General features: G+C 44.0%; 17 protein-coding genes and 2 pseudogenes. All 19 read right to left on the reverse strand.

The genetic code is table 11. The features are described from left to right. Positions 1-38 precede the first annotated feature (38 nt). A complete protein-coding gene (gene argF, locus AC787_RS14295) occupies positions 39-998 on the reverse strand; it encodes an ornithine carbamoyltransferase (RefSeq protein ID WP_054025385.1) in 960 nt (319 codons plus the stop codon). 39 nt (positions 999-1,037) lie between these two features. Further along, positions 1,038-2,246: an acetylornithine transaminase gene (locus AC787_RS14300; protein ID WP_054025386.1), complete on the reverse strand. Its 1,209-nt coding sequence runs from the start codon at positions 2,244-2,246 to the stop codon at positions 1,038-1,040. A 5-nt stretch (positions 2,247-2,251) separates the two neighbouring features. Next, complete coding sequence (argB, locus tag AC787_RS14305) at positions 2,252-3,037, reverse strand: acetylglutamate kinase (RefSeq protein ID WP_235561075.1); 786 nt, start codon at positions 3,035-3,037, stop codon at positions 2,252-2,254. A gap of 51 nt (positions 3,038-3,088) precedes the next feature. Then, on the reverse strand, positions 3,089-4,330 hold the full coding sequence (gene argJ / locus AC787_RS14310; protein WP_054025388.1) for a bifunctional ornithine acetyltransferase/N-acetylglutamate synthase: 1,242 nt from the start codon (positions 4,328-4,330) through the stop codon (positions 3,089-3,091). 69 nt (positions 4,331-4,399) lie between these two features. Next, the gene (gene argC / locus AC787_RS14315; protein ID WP_054025389.1) at positions 4,400-5,449 is read right to left on the reverse strand and encodes an N-acetyl-gamma-glutamyl-phosphate reductase; all 1,050 of its coding nucleotides are present in this window, start codon (positions 5,447-5,449) and stop codon (positions 4,400-4,402) included. Between the two features lie 376 nt (positions 5,450-5,825). Next, positions 5,826-6,710: a YitT family protein gene (locus AC787_RS14320; RefSeq protein ID WP_054025390.1), complete on the reverse strand. Its 885-nt coding sequence runs from the start codon at positions 6,708-6,710 to the stop codon at positions 5,826-5,828. Between the two features lie 104 nt (positions 6,711-6,814). Beyond that, a protein-coding gene (gene prfB / locus AC787_RS14325; protein WP_152970635.1) for a peptide chain release factor 2 occupies positions 6,815-7,922 on the reverse strand; the annotation gives its coding sequence in 2 pieces (ribosomal slippage) (positions 6,815-7,849 and positions 7,851-7,922; 1,107 coding nt in all). A 67-nt stretch (positions 7,923-7,989) separates the two neighbouring features. Next, positions 7,990-10,497 (reverse strand): preprotein translocase subunit SecA, encoded by a 2,508-nt coding sequence (secA, locus tag AC787_RS14330; protein WP_054025391.1) that lies wholly within the window; start codon positions 10,495-10,497, stop codon positions 7,990-7,992. Positions 10,498-10,638: 141 nt separating this feature from the next. Next, positions 10,639-11,184 carry a ribosome hibernation-promoting factor, HPF/YfiA family gene (gene hpf, locus AC787_RS14335; protein ID WP_054025392.1) on the reverse strand — a complete coding sequence of 182 codons (546 nt, stop codon included), beginning with the start codon at positions 11,182-11,184 and terminating at the stop codon, positions 10,639-10,641. A 241-nt stretch (positions 11,185-11,425) separates the two neighbouring features. Further along, complete coding sequence (locus tag AC787_RS14340; RefSeq protein ID WP_028608231.1) at positions 11,426-11,623, reverse strand: cold-shock protein; 198 nt, start codon at positions 11,621-11,623, stop codon at positions 11,426-11,428. A gap of 241 nt (positions 11,624-11,864) precedes the next feature. Further along, a complete protein-coding gene (gene fliS, locus AC787_RS14345) occupies positions 11,865-12,290 on the reverse strand; it encodes a flagellar export chaperone FliS (RefSeq protein WP_054025393.1) in 426 nt (141 codons plus the stop codon). 71 nt (positions 12,291-12,361) lie between these two features. Next, complete coding sequence (locus AC787_RS14350; RefSeq protein ID WP_063847528.1) at positions 12,362-12,775, reverse strand: flagellar protein FlaG; 414 nt, start codon at positions 12,773-12,775, stop codon at positions 12,362-12,364. 149 nt (positions 12,776-12,924) lie between these two features. Next, positions 12,925-13,293 (reverse strand): flagellar protein FliT, encoded by a 369-nt coding sequence (locus AC787_RS14355; RefSeq protein WP_054025394.1) that lies wholly within the window; start codon positions 13,291-13,293, stop codon positions 12,925-12,927. 61 nt (positions 13,294-13,354) lie between these two features. Further along, positions 13,355-14,890, reverse strand: a complete 1,536-nt coding sequence (gene fliD, locus AC787_RS14360) for a flagellar filament capping protein FliD (protein WP_054025395.1) — start codon at positions 14,888-14,890, stop codon at positions 13,355-13,357. A 347-nt stretch (positions 14,891-15,237) separates the two neighbouring features. Continuing rightward, positions 15,238-15,564: pseudogene (locus AC787_RS35375) on the reverse strand (flagellin); the annotation flags it as partial. A gap of 756 nt (positions 15,565-16,320) precedes the next feature. After that, positions 16,321-16,746 (reverse strand): annotated as a pseudogene (locus AC787_RS35380) (flagellin); the annotation flags it as partial. A 140-nt stretch (positions 16,747-16,886) separates the two neighbouring features. After that, positions 16,887-17,111, reverse strand: a complete 225-nt coding sequence (csrA, locus tag AC787_RS14370) for a carbon storage regulator CsrA (RefSeq protein WP_054025397.1) — start codon at positions 17,109-17,111, stop codon at positions 16,887-16,889. 15 nt (positions 17,112-17,126) lie between these two features. Then, on the reverse strand, positions 17,127-17,519 hold the full coding sequence (gene fliW / locus AC787_RS14375; RefSeq protein ID WP_235560980.1) for a flagellar assembly protein FliW: 393 nt from the start codon (positions 17,517-17,519) through the stop codon (positions 17,127-17,129). 100 nt (positions 17,520-17,619) lie between these two features. Continuing rightward, the gene (locus tag AC787_RS14380) at positions 17,620-18,186 is read right to left on the reverse strand and encodes a DUF6470 family protein (protein ID WP_054025398.1); all 567 of its coding nucleotides are present in this window, start codon (positions 18,184-18,186) and stop codon (positions 17,620-17,622) included. Positions 18,187-18,196 lie beyond the last annotated feature (10 nt).

Genomic DNA, 18,196 nt, shown 5'->3' on the forward strand with positions numbered 1-18,196 from the left:
TTCCCTTCGAATAAATTCATATATTTATAGCGTTTAAGCTAGGACATGATTGCTGCCATAATCGCTTTTTGTGCGTGAAGACGGTTCTCTGCCTGGTCGAAAATAATCGAACGATCGCCGTCGATTACGCCTTCGCTCACTTCTTCGCCGCGGTGTGCCGGCAAGCAGTGCATGAAGAGGTAGTCCTTCTTCGCGTATTTCGTAATAGCCTCATTAACCTGATAAGCGGCAAAAGCAATCTCACGTTCCTTCTGCTCTGCTTCTTGCCCCATGCTCGCCCACACATCTGTGTATACGATATCAGCGTCAGCAATAGCTTCCTTCGGATCGCGGCAAATGTGAATTTGCGAACCCGTCTCGGCAGCATGATCCTTCGTTTGCTGAATAATATCTGCATCCGGCTCATAACCCTCTGGAGTCGCAACAGACATATGAAGACCAAGCTTCGCAGCGCCCATCAACAGAGAATGAGTCATATTGTTGCCATCGCCGATATAAGCAATTTTCAAACCTTCCAAACGACCCTTTTGCTCAAGAATGGTTTGGTAATCCGCAAGTGCTTGGCATGGATGTGATAGATCCGTCAAACCGTTGATGACCGGAATTGTTGCTCCACGAGCAAGCTCAACCACCTTACGATGTGCGAATGTACGAATCATAATACCGTCTAGGTAGCGCGACAACGTTTGTGCTGTATCCCAGATCGTCTCGCCGCGACCGATTTGCAGATCATTTCCACTAAGGAATAGACCCTGACCGCCAAGCTGGTACATCCCAACTTCAAACGAAACACGTGTACGTGTCGACGATTTCTCAAAAATCATACCAAGCGTCTTACCCTTTAGTACATGGTGAGTTTCGCCCGCTTTTTGTTTTTGCTTCAGATCAATGGCTAGGTCGATCAAGTAACGAATTTCCTCTGGCTTAAAATCAACCAGCATTAGAAAGTCGCGCCCTTTCAAGCTTTGCGCCAAATCCTCGTTTACTGTTCCTTGCATGGTAGAGCCCTCCTTCAGCTTAAAACAATCTTCTAGCATTTATGATTTAACGACATGCCGCTTCGCTTCCAGTAGTTCGACTAATAGCGCAACAGCTATGTCAATTTCTTCATCCGTAACGAGTAAATTAGGCAATAATCGAATGACATTCGGTCCTGCCGAGATAACGATCAGACCACGCTCCTGTGCCGCGTTCAAAATATCTGAAATAGGCTCCGCACACGCGATCCCTACTAGCAAACCAAGTCCACGAACCTCATGAACAAAATCATTCCCCGCAAGTTTCTCCCGAAGCTGTGAAATCAGATATTCGCCTTTTTGCGCCGCGCGCGCGGACAAATTCTCTCCAACGATCGTCTCAAGAGTCGCCTTTACAACTGCTGTAGCAATCGGCGTTCCACCGAATGTTGAGCCGTGGCTGCCTGCGGTAAAACCTTCACGAAGCTTTTCCTTTGCGGCCATTGCGCCAACTGGGAAGCCACTTCCAAGACCTTTGGCCATCGTGAAAATATCAGGCTCAATCCCGTAATGCTCATATGCAAACAGCTTGCCTGTACGTCCCATTCCCGTTTGAATCTCATCCACAATAAGAAGAATGCCTTGCTTCTCGCATAGAGCGACAAGCTCTTTCATGTAATCGGGATCAACCGGATAAATACCGCCTTCTGCCTGCACCATTTCCAGCATGATTGCTGCCGTTTGGTCAGAAACAGCCGCTTCAAGTGCAGCTAAATCGTTCAGAGGAATGGTTTTGAAGCCAGCCGGCAGCGGCGCAAAACCTTCCTTCACCTTCGCTTGGCCCGTTGCTGTAAGCGTAGCAAGCGTACGTCCGTGGAACGATTGCTCGAAAGTAATGATCTCGAATCGACCATTGTTCAGTACCTTCTGATTGTAACGGCGTGCAAGCTTGATAGCCGCTTCGTTCGCCTCAGCACCCGAGTTGCAGAAAAACACGGCATCTGCGCAGCTATTGTCAGTAATGAGCTTACCAGCTTCCGCTTGGTTCGGAATATGGAACAGATTCGATACATGCCACAGCTCGTCGAGCTGCTTAACGAGCGCTGCTTTGATTTGTTTAGGAGCATGCCCTAGATTTGTAACGGCAATACCGCTCATAAAATCGAGATATTTATTTCCTTTATCGTCCCATAGCCAGCTGCCGTCACCTTTTACCAAAGCCATCGGATATCTTGCATAGGTTGGAAAAAGAGATTGGTCAACTGCAGCTGTTGCATTCGTGTCACTCATCGACCTTACACCCGCCCTTCATTCATCTGAACTATTCGAGTACCAACGCCGCCTTCACGTACCGCTCTTGTCAAAACGCCTGGCTCCTCACCGCTTACGATCACCACTTCACGCACACGGCCTTGTATGCACTGAATCGCTGCGCGAACTTTTGGAATCATGCCGCCGTAAATCTCACCGCTTGTTATCATCTCTTCAATCTCTGCAACGGATACAACAGGAAGCACCTGCTTCTGTCCATCTACTGTTTTGAGAATGCCCGGTACGTCCGTAACAACGATCATTCGTTCTACTCCGAGATGGGAGGCAACAGCACCTGCAGCTGTGTCCGCATTAATGTTGTAGCGTTGCCCTTGATCATCAATCCCGATGGGTGCAATGACTGGAATGTAACCCATGTTCATAACACCTTCAATAATCTCAGCATTCACATCTGTAACGTCGCCGACAAAGCCGATCTCTGCCGAGTTTGCAACAGGCCGCGCTTGAATGAGCATGCCATCCACACCGGATAATCCGAGTGCCTTAGCGCCGTTGATTTGAATTTTTCGAACGATTTCTTTATTAATACGACCGGCAAGTACCATCTCAACTACGTCAAGCACAGCATCATTGGTTTTACGCAGACCGTTAACAAATCCAGTCTCTATTCCCAGCTTACCGAGCGTTTCCGATATCGCTGGACCGCCGCCATGCACGATGACCGGAAGAACGCCAGATAGCTGAAGCTCTCGCAACTCGTCAAAAAAACTGTTAGGAAGCGCCGCCAGTGTGCTGCCTCCGCATTTCATTACAAATCGTTGCTCCGTCACTGTTCCATACCCTCCAAGCATCTACTTTGCTTATGTCCGATATGCCGCATTAATGCGAACATAGTCATAGGTCAAATCGCAGCCCCATGCCGTTGCCGTTCCTTCGCCATTATGTAAGTCAACGCGAATAACAACGGTATCACCTTTCAAATATTCCAAGGCAACCTCTTCATCAAATACGACAGGACGGGATTGCTCCAATGTCAAAATATCGCCAAGACGGATGTCGACCGTCTCCGGATTAACCGGCTGGCCTGCACGGCCTACTGCCGCAATAATACGACCCCAGTTTGCGTCCGCTCCAAACACGGCCGATTTCACGAGCGATGATCCGATAACCGTCTTCGCAATCGCTTGTGCAGAATCGTCGCTTACCGCACCGTTCACCTGTACCTCCACGAGCTTGGTTGCGCCTTCGCCATCGCGGGCGATCGCTTTTGCAAGCACCTCACATACATGACGGATCGCAGCTACAAATGCTGCCCAGCCTTCGTGAGCTTCTGTCAGCTCCGTATTGCCAGCAAGTCCACTCGCCATAGCAACCAGCATATCGTTCGTGCTCGTATCACCATCAACGGTAATCATATTGAAAGTCAGATCCGTCGCAAGACGAAGTACCTGCTGAAGCGCTTCGCTTCCAATAGCTGCATCTGTCGTTACGAATCCAAGCATCGTCGCCATATTCGGATGAATCATGCCCGAGCCTTTGGCTGCACCTGAGACATGTACGCGTTTGCCGTCAAGCTCAAGCTCAACGCAAACCATCTTTTGAACCAAATCCGTCGTTAGAATCGCTTGGCAAAAATCATCCGCGCCTTCGCGATTACCGTCCAGCTTAGCCGGAAGGCCGTCAATGCCCACGCGCACCTTGTCCATCTTCAACAGCTCGCCAATAACACCCGTTGACGCTACCGCTACATGTTCCGAAGAAACGCCAATTGCTTCAGCAAATCTGGAGCGCATTTCGTAAGCGTCCGCTTCGCCTTGTTTGCCTGTACAAGCATTCGCGTTGCCGCTATTCACAAGCACCGCACGCAGCACGCCGCCAGAGCCGATGCTCTCGCGTGTTACTTGAAGAGGTGCAGCCTGAAACACATTAGTCGTGTATACGCCTGCTGCTGCTGCTGGCACCTCACATACGATTGCGCCAAGATCGTGACGCGTCGTTTTTTTGAGACCGCAGTGCAATCCACCTGCTTTGAAGCCTTGTGGCGTTGTTATCGAGCCGTCAGCGACGACCGTGAACAAGGCTGTCGTATTATCCTGTCCCATCGTAAAATCGTATCTCCTTCACCTGTATGAGTATGGTTATAAGATCAGTAGGAATGTTTTTGTTATTAATTAAGGATAAACGGGAACGAATTGCAAACCGAGCGTCTCGTCCCAGCCCATCATCAGGTTCAAGTTTTGAATCGCTTGACCCGCAGCGCCTTTAACCAGGTTGTCGATAACAGAAACGATGGTTACGCGGTTCGTACGCTCATCGACTGCAAAGCCGATATCGCAATAGTTGGAGCCCCATACTTCTTTGGTAGACGGCCATTGTCCTTCTGGACGAATACGTACAAACTTACGTCCTTCATAATAAGAACGATATAAATCGATAAAATCACTAGTGCTCCGTTCACCTTGAACGACCGCATACATCGTGGACATAATACCGCGCGTCATTGGCACGAGATGCGTCGTAAAGGTAGTCACGACCGGCTTATTAGCCGTATCGGAAAGAACCATTTCTATTTCTGGGATATGTTGATGCTGATTTAGCTTATATGCTTTTAAATTTTCGTTAAGTTCTGAATAATGAGTGCCAAGTGAAGCACCGCGACCTGCACCGGAAACGCCTGATTTGGCGTCAATGATGATTGTAGATGGATCAACCCAGCCCTCTTTGACAGCTGGTAGAAGACCTAACAGTGTCGCTGTCGGGTAACAGCCTGGATTAGAGATGAATGGAGCATCCTTCACTTGATCGCCGTATATTTCGGCAAGGCCAAACACGGCTTGCTTCAAGTAAGCCTCGTCTGCTGAAGGCTTCTTGTACCACTGCTCATATAGAGCTGGCGACTTCAAGCGGAAATCTCCTGACAAATCAATAATTTTCAAACCGACTTCAAGCAAAGCTGGAACCAGCTTTGCTGCCACGCCAGCAGGCGTTGCTAGAAATACGACATCTGCTTTCGCTTTAATTGCAGCAGGATCCACATCATCAAGCAATTCTTCGCGAATGCCTGTCAAATGAGGATAACCTTCCGTAATCGGCGTGCCTGCGCTGGATGACGATATGACTGAAGTCACCTCTGCCAGCGGATGGGATGCGAGCAATCGAATGAGTTCTACACCGCCATAGCCAGTTGAACCGATAATCGCTATTTTCACCTTTGTGCTCATGTTAATCTCTCCCCGAAACTAGATACTGCATGCTATCTTTTCCCCTGCTATGCAGCTTCATCTATTGCTCTTTCCGCACGCGGAAAGGATGTTTTCTTCCACAACTTACAATTGTACATCATTCGGTAGTTCATGGAAATACGCACATTGTTTCGTATTATTATACATTCGAATTCATAATAATACAACGAACAAATGATGATAATTTTGCTCATTTTATGAATTCTCTGAGAGTATGGCCTTTTACAAAACAAGAACATTTGTTCTCGTTTCATACTAACACAGAATGATCATAATTGGTATAGTTTGGACATTAAGAAAAATGGAGCACGAGAGGACACAATGTACATTTGATCATGATTAAGTCGACCTCTCGTTAACTATCCAGCTTAAAGCCCTGACCAATCACCTCAGCTGTATTACTAATAATAACAAAGCTTCCAGGATCAATAGACTTAACGATTTGCTTCAGCTTTGGCACCTCATTTTGCCCGACTACTACCATTAACACCGTTCGCCCCGCGCCAGTATACCCACCGTGGCCATCCAGCCTCGTCAATCCACGGTCCAAATCATTAAGAATCGCTTTCGCTACATCATCTGAATGATCGCTGATGATAAACGCAACCTTAGATAGCTGTAATCCGCTTTGTACAAAATCTATCGTCTTGCTCGTCACGAATAAACCAATCAAGGCGTACAGCGCAACCTCCGGAGAAATGATAATACCAGCCGCAATGATCACGCAGCCATCGAAACAAACGATAGCCAAGCTGAGCGGCAGTCCTGTATAGCGATGTAAAATTTGCGCAGCTAAATCCAGACCGCCTGTAGATGCTCCTCCACGAAAAACAAGGCCAAGTCCTAGACCGACCCCGATACCGCCATAAATTGCCGCAAGCAGTGGATTATCCGTAGGCGATGGCCAGCCATTCGACAGCAGCACAAACAGAGGCAATATAATCGAACCTAGCGCTGTTTTCGCTCCAAACCGTTTGCCAAGCAGCCACAGGCCCGCGATAAACAGCGGAATATTGATCGCCCATTGCGTGACTGCAGGAGTAATGCCTGCCGCTCTTTGGACGAGAATTGATATGCCTGATACGCCTCCAGAAGCAATCCCATTGGGCACCATGAACATATTGAAGCTAATCGCTACGATAGCCGAACCGATCAGGAGCTGAATAATGTTCCAAATCGACTGGGTTCGCGGACTGAAGCTGCGCCCGCCTTTTCTCCGCTTCGCCGTGCTTTCTTTCATACCTTTTATCTCCTCGCAAGCCGATTATCGCAAAAAGAAGAGTTCCACACGTTAACCGTGTTGGAACTCTTCACTGAAACTATCCATTTGTAGATGACCGCAAATTACTCATGACGAATCTGATGACGCAAATATCCATCAATAAAAGCGTCGATGTCGCCATCCATAACCGCGCCGACATTACCTGTCTCTACAGAAGTACGGTGATCTTTCACCATACTATATGGATGGAAAACATAAGAACGAATTTGACTTCCCCACGCGATTTCCGATTGATCGCCGCGTATTTCCGCCAAATGCTTCATCTGCTCCTCGATCTTCCGATCATACAGCTTAGAACGAAGCATCTTCATAGCACGTTCCCGGTTCTGAATTTGTGAACGCTCCTGCTGGCAGGCGACCACAATGCCTGAAGGGATGTGGGTAATACGGATAGCCGACTCCGTCTTATTGACGTGCTGCCCGCCTGCTCCACTCGCCCGGTACGTATCCACCTTCAAATCCTCACTGCGAATCTCTATCTCGATGCTGTCATCGATTTCAGGGACTACATCGCATGAAGCAAACGACGTGTGGCGACGACCCGCAGAATCAAACGGAGAAATGCGAACTAAACGGTGCACACCTTTCTCAGCCTTCAAATACCCGTATGCATTGAAGCCCTTCACCAAAATGGTGACACTTTTAATGCCGGCCTCATCACCAGGCAAGTAATCAAGAAGCTCGACCTTGAAGCCGCTCTTCTCCGCCCAGCGAGTGTACATCCTGTAAAGCATCAAACCCCAGTCCTGAGACTCCGTACCGCCGGCGCCAGGATGCAGCTCCAGAATCGCATTGAGCTTATCGTAAGGCTGATTAAGCAGCAGTTGAAGCTCAAACTCGCTTATCTTGCGCATGAGCTTCTCCACGCCACTCACAACGTCTGCTGCAAGCGACTCATCGCCTTCTTCTTCCGCCAGCTCCAGCATCATCTGAAGATCTTCCTGTTCGCTATACAACCCGTCGTAATGATCCACAACTGACTTCACCGCATTAAGCTCCGAAATAACGCTTTGCGCTTTGTCATTATCATCCCAAAAATCAGGGAATGTCATCTTCTCCTCGAAATTAGCAATAATTTCTTGCTTAAGATCTAAGTCAAAGTGACCCCCTAAGCTCTTGGAGCCGCTTGGCCATTTCACGCAGGTCTTGTTTAACCGTTATGTCTATCATAGCTTCCGCTTCACCTCAAAATAATGGTTCATGGTTTATTTTATGCCATGCTCATTAATGCCGTTCCTTACTTGCCGTGGCATTGTTTGTATTTCTTGCCGCTGCCGCAAGGGCATGCATCGTTACGGCCTACACGATCTTCGCGCTTAGCAGGACGCTTCTCCATAGCTTCTCCGCCGCCGCTCGTCGTAGTCGTTTGGCCTTGAGCTACCTCTTGACGCTCCAGGTTGCTCTCTACGCGCGCCTTCATAATGTATCTTGCAACTTCCTCATGGATGCTCTCGATCATTTCCTTGAACATCTCGAAGCCTTCAAATTGATATTCACGAAGTGGATCCGTACCGCCGTATGCACGCAGGTGGATACCTTGACGGAGCTGATCCATCGCATCGATGTGATCCATCCATTTGCTATCTACCGCACGAAGCACAACGACCTTCTCGAATTCACGCATCGTTTCTTCACCAAGCTCTTGTTCACGCTCATCATAGGAAGCAACGACTTCAGCATAAATGTAGTCGATAATTTCTTCCTTCTCTTTGCCCCAAATCTCTTCCTTGGTCAAAGATCCCTCTTGCAGGAAGTTCGCTTGAGCATAATCAACGATGGCTTGAAGATCCCACTCCTCCGGAATGTCCTCCGAACAGTGAGCCTCAACAATACGTTCGATCACAGGCTTAAGCATTTCCATAACTTCCTGGCGAATGTTCTCCGAACCAAGAATATCGCGGCGCTGCTTATAGATAACCTCACGCTGCTGATTCATGACATCATCGTATTGTAGAACGACTTTCCGAATGTCAAAGTTATTGCCCTCAACGCGTTTCTGCGCCGATTCAATGGCTCTAGAAATCATCCGACTCTCAATCGGCTGATCCTCATCAAGTCCAAGCTTATCCATCATGCCCATAATATTTTCAGAACCGAAGCGACGCATCAGCTCATCCTCAAGCGATAGATAAAACTGTGATGAACCTGGATCGCCTTGACGTCCAGCACGACCACGCAGCTGGTTATCGATCCGACGGCTTTCATGGCGCTCTGTACCAATGATATGCAAGCCGCCTAGTTCAGCAACCGCATCACCTAGCAAAATATCTGTACCACGTCCAGCCATGTTCGTTGCTATCGTTACAGAGCCCGATTGACCAGCGCGCGAAATAATTTCTGCCTCTTCCGCATGGAACTTCGCGTTGAGCACTTTGTGCGTAACGCCTCTGCGCTTCAGCATATCTGATAATTTCTCCGAGTTCTCGATAGATATTGTACCTACGAGTACCGGTTGATTTTTACTGTGGCGTTCTACGATCTCTTCTACGACCGCTTTGAATTTACCGAGTTCGGATTTGTAGACAACATCTGCAATATCCTTACGGATCATCGAGCGGTTTGTAGGCACTTGAATAACATCGAGTCCATAAATACGCTTGAACTCTTCTTCCTCTGTCTTCGCAGTACCCGTCATACCAGCCAGCTTGCGGTACATACGGAAATAGTTTTGGAAAGTAATCGTCGCAAGCGTCATGCTCTCGTTCTGAACCTTCAGCTCTTCCTTCGCTTCAATAGCTTGGTGAAGACCGTCGCTATAGCGACGTCCCGACATAAGACGACCGGTAAATTCATCAACGATGACAACCTCTTCTTCTTCCACTACATAATCCACGTCGCGCTTCATAATAAAGTTAGCTTTCAGCGCTTGTTGAACATGGTGGTTGAGGGTAACATTCGCATGATCGAACAGGTTCTCGATTTGGAATGCCTTCTCCGTCTTCTCAACGCCTGCTTCAGTTAACATTACACTGCGAAGCTTAATATCGATCGTGAAATCCTCTTCAGGCTTCAAACGGCCAATAAAGCGGTCTGCTGCAAAATAGAGCTCTGTTGATTTAGCAGCCTGTCCAGAAATAATAAGCGGTGTCCGCGCTTCATCGACAAGAATGGAATCCACTTCATCAATAATGGAAAAATAAAGAGGACGCTGTACCATTTGTTCTTTGTATAGCACCATGTTGTCGCGCAGATAATCAAAACCAAATTCATTATTTGTTCCATACGTAATATCGCATGCATATGCTTCTTGCTTCTCATCATGCGATAAGCCATGAAGATTACAACCGACAGTCATACCCAGGAAGCCATACAGCTGGCCCATAAGCTCACTGTCACGCTGTGCAAGATAGTTATTAACCGTGATAACATGTACGCCTTTGCCGAGCAATGCGTTCAAATATACTGGAAGCGTCGCAACGAGCGTTTTACCTTCACCCGTTCTCATCTCCGCAATCTTACCTTCATGCAGTACGATACCGCCGAGCAGCTGCACATCAAAGTGACGCATGCCAAGCGTACGCTTGGAAGCTTCTCTAACTGTTGCAAAAGCTTCAGGCAATATTTTGTCTAACGTCTCGCCTTTTTCAATTCTTGCTTTGAATTCCTCAGTTTTCGCGCGGAGCGCTTCGTCAGATAAAGCAGTGAATTTTGGCTCAATCGCATTTATTTCATCTACCGTCCGTTGGATCCGCTTTACCTCGCGCTCGTTATGGTCACCAAATATCTTTTTCACTAATCCGAGCATGGAATTCCCCTTTCGTAGTAACGCCTCTTTGCATTAAATTGTATCAGTTTGTCGACACCGCCGCAACGAGGATGATTGTAAAAGAAAAAGCCTCTCTCCATAAAGGAGAAAAGGCTCATCTAATGTAATGTATAATGACGGCTAGCCTTGCTCAATTAACCCATATTTCCCGTCGCTGCGTTTGTACACAACACTAACCTCTTTGTTGTCTACATTCGAAAAAACGAAGAAACTATGTCCTACCATATTCATTTGCAAAATCGCTTCTTCCACATCCATAGGCTTGAGTGCAAAACGCTTAGTACGAACGAGCTCTAGATCATCCTCTTCTTCCAGAACGCCCACTGCGGAGCCTTCTTCTTTAAATAGAGCGCGTACACCGCTGCTTTGGCGGAACTTACGATTTACTTTAGTTTTATGTTTACGTATTTGTCGTTCGAGTTTGTCCGCAACCAGATCAATCGATGCGTACATATCCTCGCTTTTCTCCTCGGCTCTTAGCATGACACCGGTGAGCGGTATGGTCACCTCAACTGCATGTTTCCCTTTGGTGACGGATAGTGTTACGTTAATTTCGGAGGTGATTGGTGCTTCGAAATATTTATCCAATCGGCTGAGTTTCTTTTCGACGTAGTCTCTCAATGCGTCTGTCACTTGAAAGTGTTGACCTCGAATGTTGTAGTTCATGGGGAACTCCTCCTTTACATGTTATTATTATATCATATGTAGGCACTGAGATCAAAATAGTTTTTTATCTATTTAGAATATTCAGATAAATAATGCTATAGAACTACGAGACTTGTCACAACTTAGTCATATACACCTTATTCCCACTCGGTTAACAAAAAAAAGCCCCGGTTTCCCGGAGCTTTGTGTAAGTTACTTGTTTAATGATCCAAATTATAAGTTGGCTGGATCAGCCGGATAATTACAGTTTAACTACGTTTGCTGCTTGTGGACCACGAGCGCCTTCAACAATATCGAATTCGACGGATTGGCCTTCTTCAAGTGTTTTGAATCCTTCAGTTTGGATAGCGGAGAAATGAACAAATACGTCGCCGCCTTGCTCAGTCTCGATAAATCCATAACCTTTTTCCGCGTTAAACCATTTAACTTTACCTTGCATGTGCAAACATTCCCTTCATCTTCAAATACTGTGAGGCATCGCTTTGTATAACCCACAATTTGACTATAACACCCACTTTACGGAATTGTCAAACAATTTATTGTAAGCGAATTCATTTCAGGTGTAACAACGAATTTGGAAGGCTGTCCTTGTCGAATGAACGGTTAAAATATCTGAAAATGGTTCTTTACTCTCAAAAATAAAACCGCCCAAAGGGCGGCTTTTTATTCGTTCAATTTAATTAAACAACGGTTGATTGCGTTTGTTTGAATGTATTTCCATTCGCTTGAGCCGCTAATTGATTATATTGCTTGGCTGCCTGAATCCAGGTTTCTTTCAAGTCAATAAGATGGGCAAGCACTTCTTCTGCCGGCTCTACATCTTTCTTCATGTTTGCTTCTATTAAACGTGTATTAAAATATTCATATAATTTGAGCAAATTTTCTGAAATGGGGTTAGAACGATCAATTGTAATGATGAACTCACTTACAATATCCTGCACCTTTAAAAGGCTTGTATTTGCGTCTGCATAGCGTTGTTCTTTTATCGCTTCAATCCCTTGACGGCAAAAACGGATAGCGCCATCGTAGAGCATAATAAGTAGTTGTCCTGGGGTAGCCGTTTGAATCGTATTTTGAAGATACTTATTACGTTGTTGAAGTTGCATTGTTTATCCTCCTAAGAACTAAATTAATGTGTCATTTAAGAGCTGTGTGGTTTCATCTTACAAAAATGGAGCTAACCTTTTTTATCTATTAGTATACCAGCCATTTCCCACATTTTGGCGACAAAGTCCAACGTTTTCTCTGGAGGGATTTCTCGAATGACTTCACCCGATGTACTATCTAGTACTTTTACTGAGATTATATTCGTTTGCTTATGTACAGAAAACTCTAGGTTTGTGCTTTTGCCTTCCATAGCCTTTATTGCTCTATCGATTGCTTTAACAAGCTGCTCTTCACTAATTGCAACATGCTCACCGCGAGCCTCTGCCTTTTTCAATTCTGCTGAACTAGAAAATTTCGAAAGATTTTGCAATTCACTTACCCCGCTAGCACTCGCTCTATCTACTCCAGAATTACTACTGTCAATACTGACAATACTTCGGTTCAGCGAGTTAATCACCCCAGCAACCGGTATATTAGTGTTCATTACCTATCATTCCTTCCGCATCAATAGTCCTAGCTTATATATCGGCAACTAATCTCTTTTGTGTTAGAAGAAAACTTGTAATTTGTTATGGTGCGATTATCAAAATTAAAGAATTAAAAATAGGCCTCTCTAGGAGAAGCCTTGGTTAATTATTTCTTTTTATCAAAAAATGCGCCATATGGCGAATAAGAATTACCATAATCTCCGTACTGCTGATTGACTGCTTGGGTTTTCTTCATGTTCATGATTTCTGAACCCAATGCTTGTTTCTTCCGATCCATGATGGGAACAATCTTCTGATCAATCTCATACGCTGGCTGAAGATAGGTTTTTCTTTGTGTATCGGTAAAGGATAAACCTTGAGCTAACAATTCAGAAACGAGATCTATAATCTCTTGTCTCTTATTCAAAAGCTCTATCCATTCTTCGGGCTCACTATTGTCATCTAATACTCTCTGCTCTAACGAAAGCGTGTGATTTAAAAGTTCGTTAAGAAGAGAATCTAGAGAGGTATTCATATACACTTACCCTTTCCTATGAAGCTTTAATAAATTGTATGCTTCTTATTTCTTAGCTAACTCAACCTTGTTGTTGTGATAACCAATTCCCTTGGGCATTTGCTTTGTTCATTGCGGTTTCCATTGCAGTGAATTTTCTCCAATAACGACTTTCAATACCCTCAAGTCGCGTTTCCCACTTACTAATATCTGTATTAATTCTGCTCAGACCCTTACCAAGAATACTCTTGTCTGCAAGTGAAGCAGAACTCCCTGCTTTGTCCGTAAGCTTACCCATCGAAACGTTAAGTTGATTGTACAAACGCTCAGCAAATCCACTTTCATTTAATTTCACATTGGCATCTGTTGAGGTACTCGTCCTTGTAAACATCTCCATTATAGCATTTCCATTTTGAGAAATTGCTTCACGCAGCTTCGTATCACTAATATATAACTTCCCTTTTTCCGAATAGGTGCCCGTTGTGATTCCAATCTCACTAAGACTATCATATTTAGGATCAATGCCGGTGCCTTTTACATTCGTTGATAAAGATTGACGCATTTGAGATAACACATTTGAGAGCAAAGTATCTTGACGCAACAAACCGCTCTTCGCTTTCTCTTCCCATTGTTCAATTTGCTTATCCGATAATGATTCTTTCTCCTCAGCTAATAGAGGTTTAAAATCTTTATAACTACTTTCACTGATTTTCTTATTAATTTTATCCAAAATATCGTTATATTTCTCTACATATTCTTTAATCGATTTGAAGATTGCATCCTCATCGGGCTTGAGGTTGACTTGGGTCGTTCCCTTACTTTTAATATTGAATTCCACACCATCGAACGTGAAGGAAGTACTATTGACTGAGTAAGATATACTGTTAATCTTCACGGTTGCTGATTTAGCATCTGCTGAGAGTTGGTGTCCCGTGCTTGTTTTAAAGTTTTCGTTTGTCGGATCAGCTGGGTTAATTATCACTTTATCATCAACAATCCCAGCAGACATGCCCAGCTTAACTCCAAACTGGCCACTAAGCTCTATTTTAGATTCCGCCCCACTAGTCGTTGTTGTAAACGTGATGGATTTATCATCCTTCAAGTAGCTTGCACTAACACCCGTTTTCGAAGAAAGAGCATTAACTTTTGCTAATATACTATTGATTGTATCATCTTTTTTCACTTCAATAATACTCTTAATTTCTGAACCAATAGCAAAGGAAAACTCTTCTCCAATTGCAGTAGACCCATCTTTCAAAATAGCATCTGTAGTGAATTTCACAGACGCTGCCTTACTTGGCTCGGGGAGCTTATCTACTTCAACATTATAAACGGATGCGCTTGGGCTCCCCTTTTGTTTTACAGATACGACCGAATCATTATCCGATGTCAAAACCTTCTTCTGGTATGTTCCTTGTAGCTTCATATCAAAGGTTTTATTTTTAAGATCCGATAAGAGAGCGTTCATCTCTCTATATTGGTCACGTCTCCATTCCTCCGTTTGCTTTTTCTGGAGAAGTTTGTTTAATGGGGCGCTCTCAGCCTTCATTAAGTTTTTAACGATTGTTTCTGTATCTAAACCTGATACTAAGCCGCCCATCCGAATCGAGTTTATCATGGTTATCCTCCAGCCTCTTCTCATCTATTTATATCCAATATTTATAAAGCTATTGAATCTTAATATTATGATTTTTTTTCTTAAACCCATATGCGATTTCAATAAATAATAAAACTACTGCACAATAGTTGTGTCAAAATCATTAAATCTAATACAAGTATTATCGGCTATTATTAATGTATTGTTTAGGAAAATTGATAATATTAATCATAGTATATTTGAAGTCAACAGTCAGAGTGTTATCTGTTGATACTAAAACTTAGTTAATCTGATTATTATTGGACCATCACTCAAAAAAAAGAGACTCCCGAAAAAAACGGAGTCTCTTAATTTTTGCTCTTTTAAGATTAACGAAGCAATTGAAGAACGCCTTGTGGTTGTTGGTTAGCTTGAGCCAACATAGCTTGAGCAGCTTGAGCAAGGATATTATTTTTCGTTTGGCTCATCATTTCTTTTGCCATGTCTACGTCACGAACACGAGATTCAGCAGCAGTTAAGTTCTCGGAAGAAGTGTTTAGGTTGTTGATTGTGTGCTCTAGACGGTTTTGGAATGCACCTAGTTTAGAACGCTCGCTTGATACATTTTCGATAGCATTATTAATGATTGTAATCGCTTTGGAAGCAGATTTTGCGTCAGCAATACTGATAGTTTTTGGAGTAGCACCTGTAGTATCAGTTAATCCCAAAGATTCAGCGTCTGTCTTTTCAATGTCAACTTTCACATTTTGGTTTTCATTCGCACCAATTTGGAAACTTGCAGAAGAATCAGCTTTTGCTGCAACTGCATTTCTTTGAGCTAGGGAGTTAACAGTAACAGTACCAGCCGCAAGAGCATTAGTACCATCATACTTTAATGTTATGCCATTTCCTACAACTGCATCTGCTGCTGCAACACTAGTAAGACGATATACTTTGGTAGATACTGTACCATCTTCTGCAGTGAATTTATCCGATACAGTTAAGTTAGTTGCAGATGCTGCTCCTGTAGTAGCGCCAGCAAACAATTTCGAGTGTACATTACCGCCTGTTGCATCTGCAAGCACAAGTGCATCAGTAGTATTGTTTGCATTAATTAGTAGTTTTCCATCTTCGGACAAAGTAGCAGTAGCACCTGTGACTTGAGTATTAATAGCATTAACCAAATCTTGAACTGTACTTTCTGTTGTTAAGCCTGTAATCGATACAGCAGCAGCTGCGCCGACTTTAACTGTAAAATCAGTAGTATCAGTAACTCCAAGATCAGTCAGCTTCTGATTGGAAGCAAATTTAAGAGCTGTCTCTGAGTAAGCTTGAGTACCAACGGAAATTGTCATTTCATGTTTTCCTACAGTTGTATCTGTGAAAGAACCTGTAACTGCGGAAGCTTTTGTTGCTCCTGCATCTGACAATACAGCTGAACCTGCTGCAACTGCTACTTGAGCAGCTTTTTTACCAGAAAGATCACCATTCAATAGCTTCTTAGTATTGAACTCTGTAGTATTGGCAATACGATCGATTTCTGATACTAATTGGTTAACTTCCTTTTGAAGTTCTCCACGATCTTTATCGTTATTTGTATCACTTGCTGATTGAACTGCTAGTTCGCGCACACGTTGCAAAATGGAATGTGTTTCGTTCAAAGCACCCTCAGCAGTCTGGATCAAAGAAATGCCATCTTGGGAGTTTTTCGAAGCCATATCCAATCCGCGGATTTGACCGCGCATTTTTTCGGAGATTGCAAGGCCAGCTGCATCGTCACCTGCACGGTTGATGCGAAGACCAGAAGACAATTTCTCGATGTTTTTGCTAGTAGCTGCAGTGTTAGCACCCAATTGGCGGTGTGTGTTCAAAGCTGCGATATTGTGGTTAATAATCATTGTTATTTCCTCCTTGAAATTTTCGTATTTCCGCATCCTTGCGGAAGCTTACGATAATAGTTCGGCCGTCCTATTATCGCGCTATTATATTTATCGGATTTCTCCATCAATTGTTTATAGCTTATATTTAAAAAAACAAATTATTTTTTAAAAAACTTTGAAACGTCCTCAATGGATACTGCACTAGTTGCTGCCGCACGATTTTCGGCTTGAATAGCCATATATATTTCTTTGCGATGAATATCAACTTCTTTCGGCGCTCGTATACCCAATTTAACATTGTCACCTTCTACGCCCAATACAATAATTTCAACATTCGCGCCAATCATGATGGACTCATTAGTTTTCCTTGATAAAACGAGCATAGCTTCTCTACCTCCCTAAATTCGATTGAGCGGAGCACGCGAACTGTATGTACTATCGTGAAGAATAAGCTGTTTTCCCAATTTTGTTCTGTTATTCAGAACGATCGGGGCAAGCAAATTAATTGTCGCATTTGCAAAGTCCGTAGAAACCGTTATGACAGACCAAATCTCGACCTCTTCTTCATTTTTAATGCTTAGTTCTTGTTTAATGATTTCTGGGAGCTGCCATTCGTACTCTGGATAAAACAAAAATGGACTTGCAACTAACATTGATATGCTTTTCTCCTCAGTAGCCTTCATTAGCTTCATTGGCAGTACGTCTCCGAATTCTTCGAATAAAAATTGATTCAAATGCTCGAAACCTGGAATACCCTGCTCAAATTGATAAATTAGTTGTTCTGTATTCACATCATAACCCCCTATTAGGATTCCTCTTTTATTAAAAATAAAAACTATAGACCCAATGCGTCATGCGCAAATGATCTATAGTCTAAAATAATGGCAACATCTAAATGAGTTGATCGAGTTGTGGAGGAATAATCTCCACATTAGGATATTGGCTCATATAAATGTCCAGCTTGCCGCGTTCATATTCATGAATGGGCTTGTTCACTTGAACATTTAGATTCACTCGACCTGGTGTTGTTTCAATGGAGAGCTCGCTAGGAATATATTGAATATCAATATTATCATAGGCTGCTTCCCCGCGAAAATCAAATTCAGGGAAGGTTCGTTTCCAATCCCTTGCCATCTCTGCAATGGGGTTTCCACCTAAATGAATCGATGCCATCTGATCGCCCTTCTCCACAATACGTGCAATACCCTGTAACGCAATATCAGAGGCCATTGAATATATTTTGCTCATTGTTTGCAAGTTGTTTCCAACTGCTAAAGCATCCCATACTCGATCTTGATTAATTTCAAGCCGTCCTCTGGTTGTATTGAAATGTTGTTCTGGCCTAATCTGTTCCATTTCCATAGTAGCAGCAGGCTGCTCAAGACGCTGTTTGCCAATATCGGCATCAATGGACAGAACTGCATCTGTCTGGCGTATTTGAATTTGAGGAATTCGCATGTTTATCTCC

The sequence above is a fragment of the Bacillus sp. FJAT-28004 genome (genome assembly GCF_001280845.1).
GTDB lineage: Bacteria > Bacillota > Bacilli > Paenibacillales > Paenibacillaceae > Pristimantibacillus.

Coding starts and splice junctions, on each gene's coding strand:
- argF (WP_054025385.1), bottom strand. CDS start 998: ATGCAAGGAACAGTAAACGAGGATTTGGCGCAAAGCTTGAAAGGGCGC.
- AC787_RS14300 (WP_054025386.1), bottom strand. CDS start 2,246: ATGAGTGACACGAATGCAACAGCTGCAGTTGACCAATCTCTTTTTCCA.
- argB (WP_235561075.1), bottom strand. CDS start 3,037: ATGAAATGCGGAGGCAGCACACTGGCGGCGCTTCCTAACAGTTTTTTT.
- argJ (WP_054025388.1), bottom strand. CDS start 4,330: ATGGGACAGGATAATACGACAGCCTTGTTCACGGTCGTCGCTGACGGC.
- argC (WP_054025389.1), bottom strand. CDS start 5,449: ATGAGCACAAAGGTGAAAATAGCGATTATCGGTTCAACTGGCTATGGC.
- AC787_RS14320 (WP_054025390.1), bottom strand. CDS start 6,710: ATGAAAGAAAGCACGGCGAAGCGGAGAAAAGGCGGGCGCAGCTTCAGT.
- secA (WP_054025391.1), bottom strand. CDS start 10,497: ATGCTCGGATTAGTGAAAAAGATATTTGGTGACCATAACGAGCGCGAG.
- hpf (WP_054025392.1), bottom strand. CDS start 11,184: ATGAACTACAACATTCGAGGTCAACACTTTCAAGTGACAGACGCATTG.
- AC787_RS14340 (WP_028608231.1), bottom strand. CDS start 11,623: ATGCAAGGTAAAGTTAAATGGTTTAACGCGGAAAAAGGTTATGGATTT.
- fliS (WP_054025393.1), bottom strand. CDS start 12,290: ATGCAACTTCAACAACGTAATAAGTATCTTCAAAATACGATTCAAACG.
- AC787_RS14350 (WP_063847528.1), bottom strand. CDS start 12,775: ATGAACACTAATATACCGGTTGCTGGGGTGATTAACTCGCTGAACCGA.
- AC787_RS14355 (WP_054025394.1), bottom strand. CDS start 13,293: ATGAATACCTCTCTAGATTCTCTTCTTAACGAACTTTTAAATCACACG.
- fliD (WP_054025395.1), bottom strand. CDS start 14,890: ATGATAAACTCGATTCGGATGGGCGGCTTAGTATCAGGTTTAGATACA.
- csrA (WP_054025397.1), bottom strand. CDS start 17,111: ATGCTCGTTTTATCAAGGAAAACTAATGAGTCCATCATGATTGGCGCG.
- AC787_RS14380 (WP_054025398.1), bottom strand. CDS start 18,186: ATGCGAATTCCTCAAATTCAAATACGCCAGACAGATGCAGTTCTGTCC.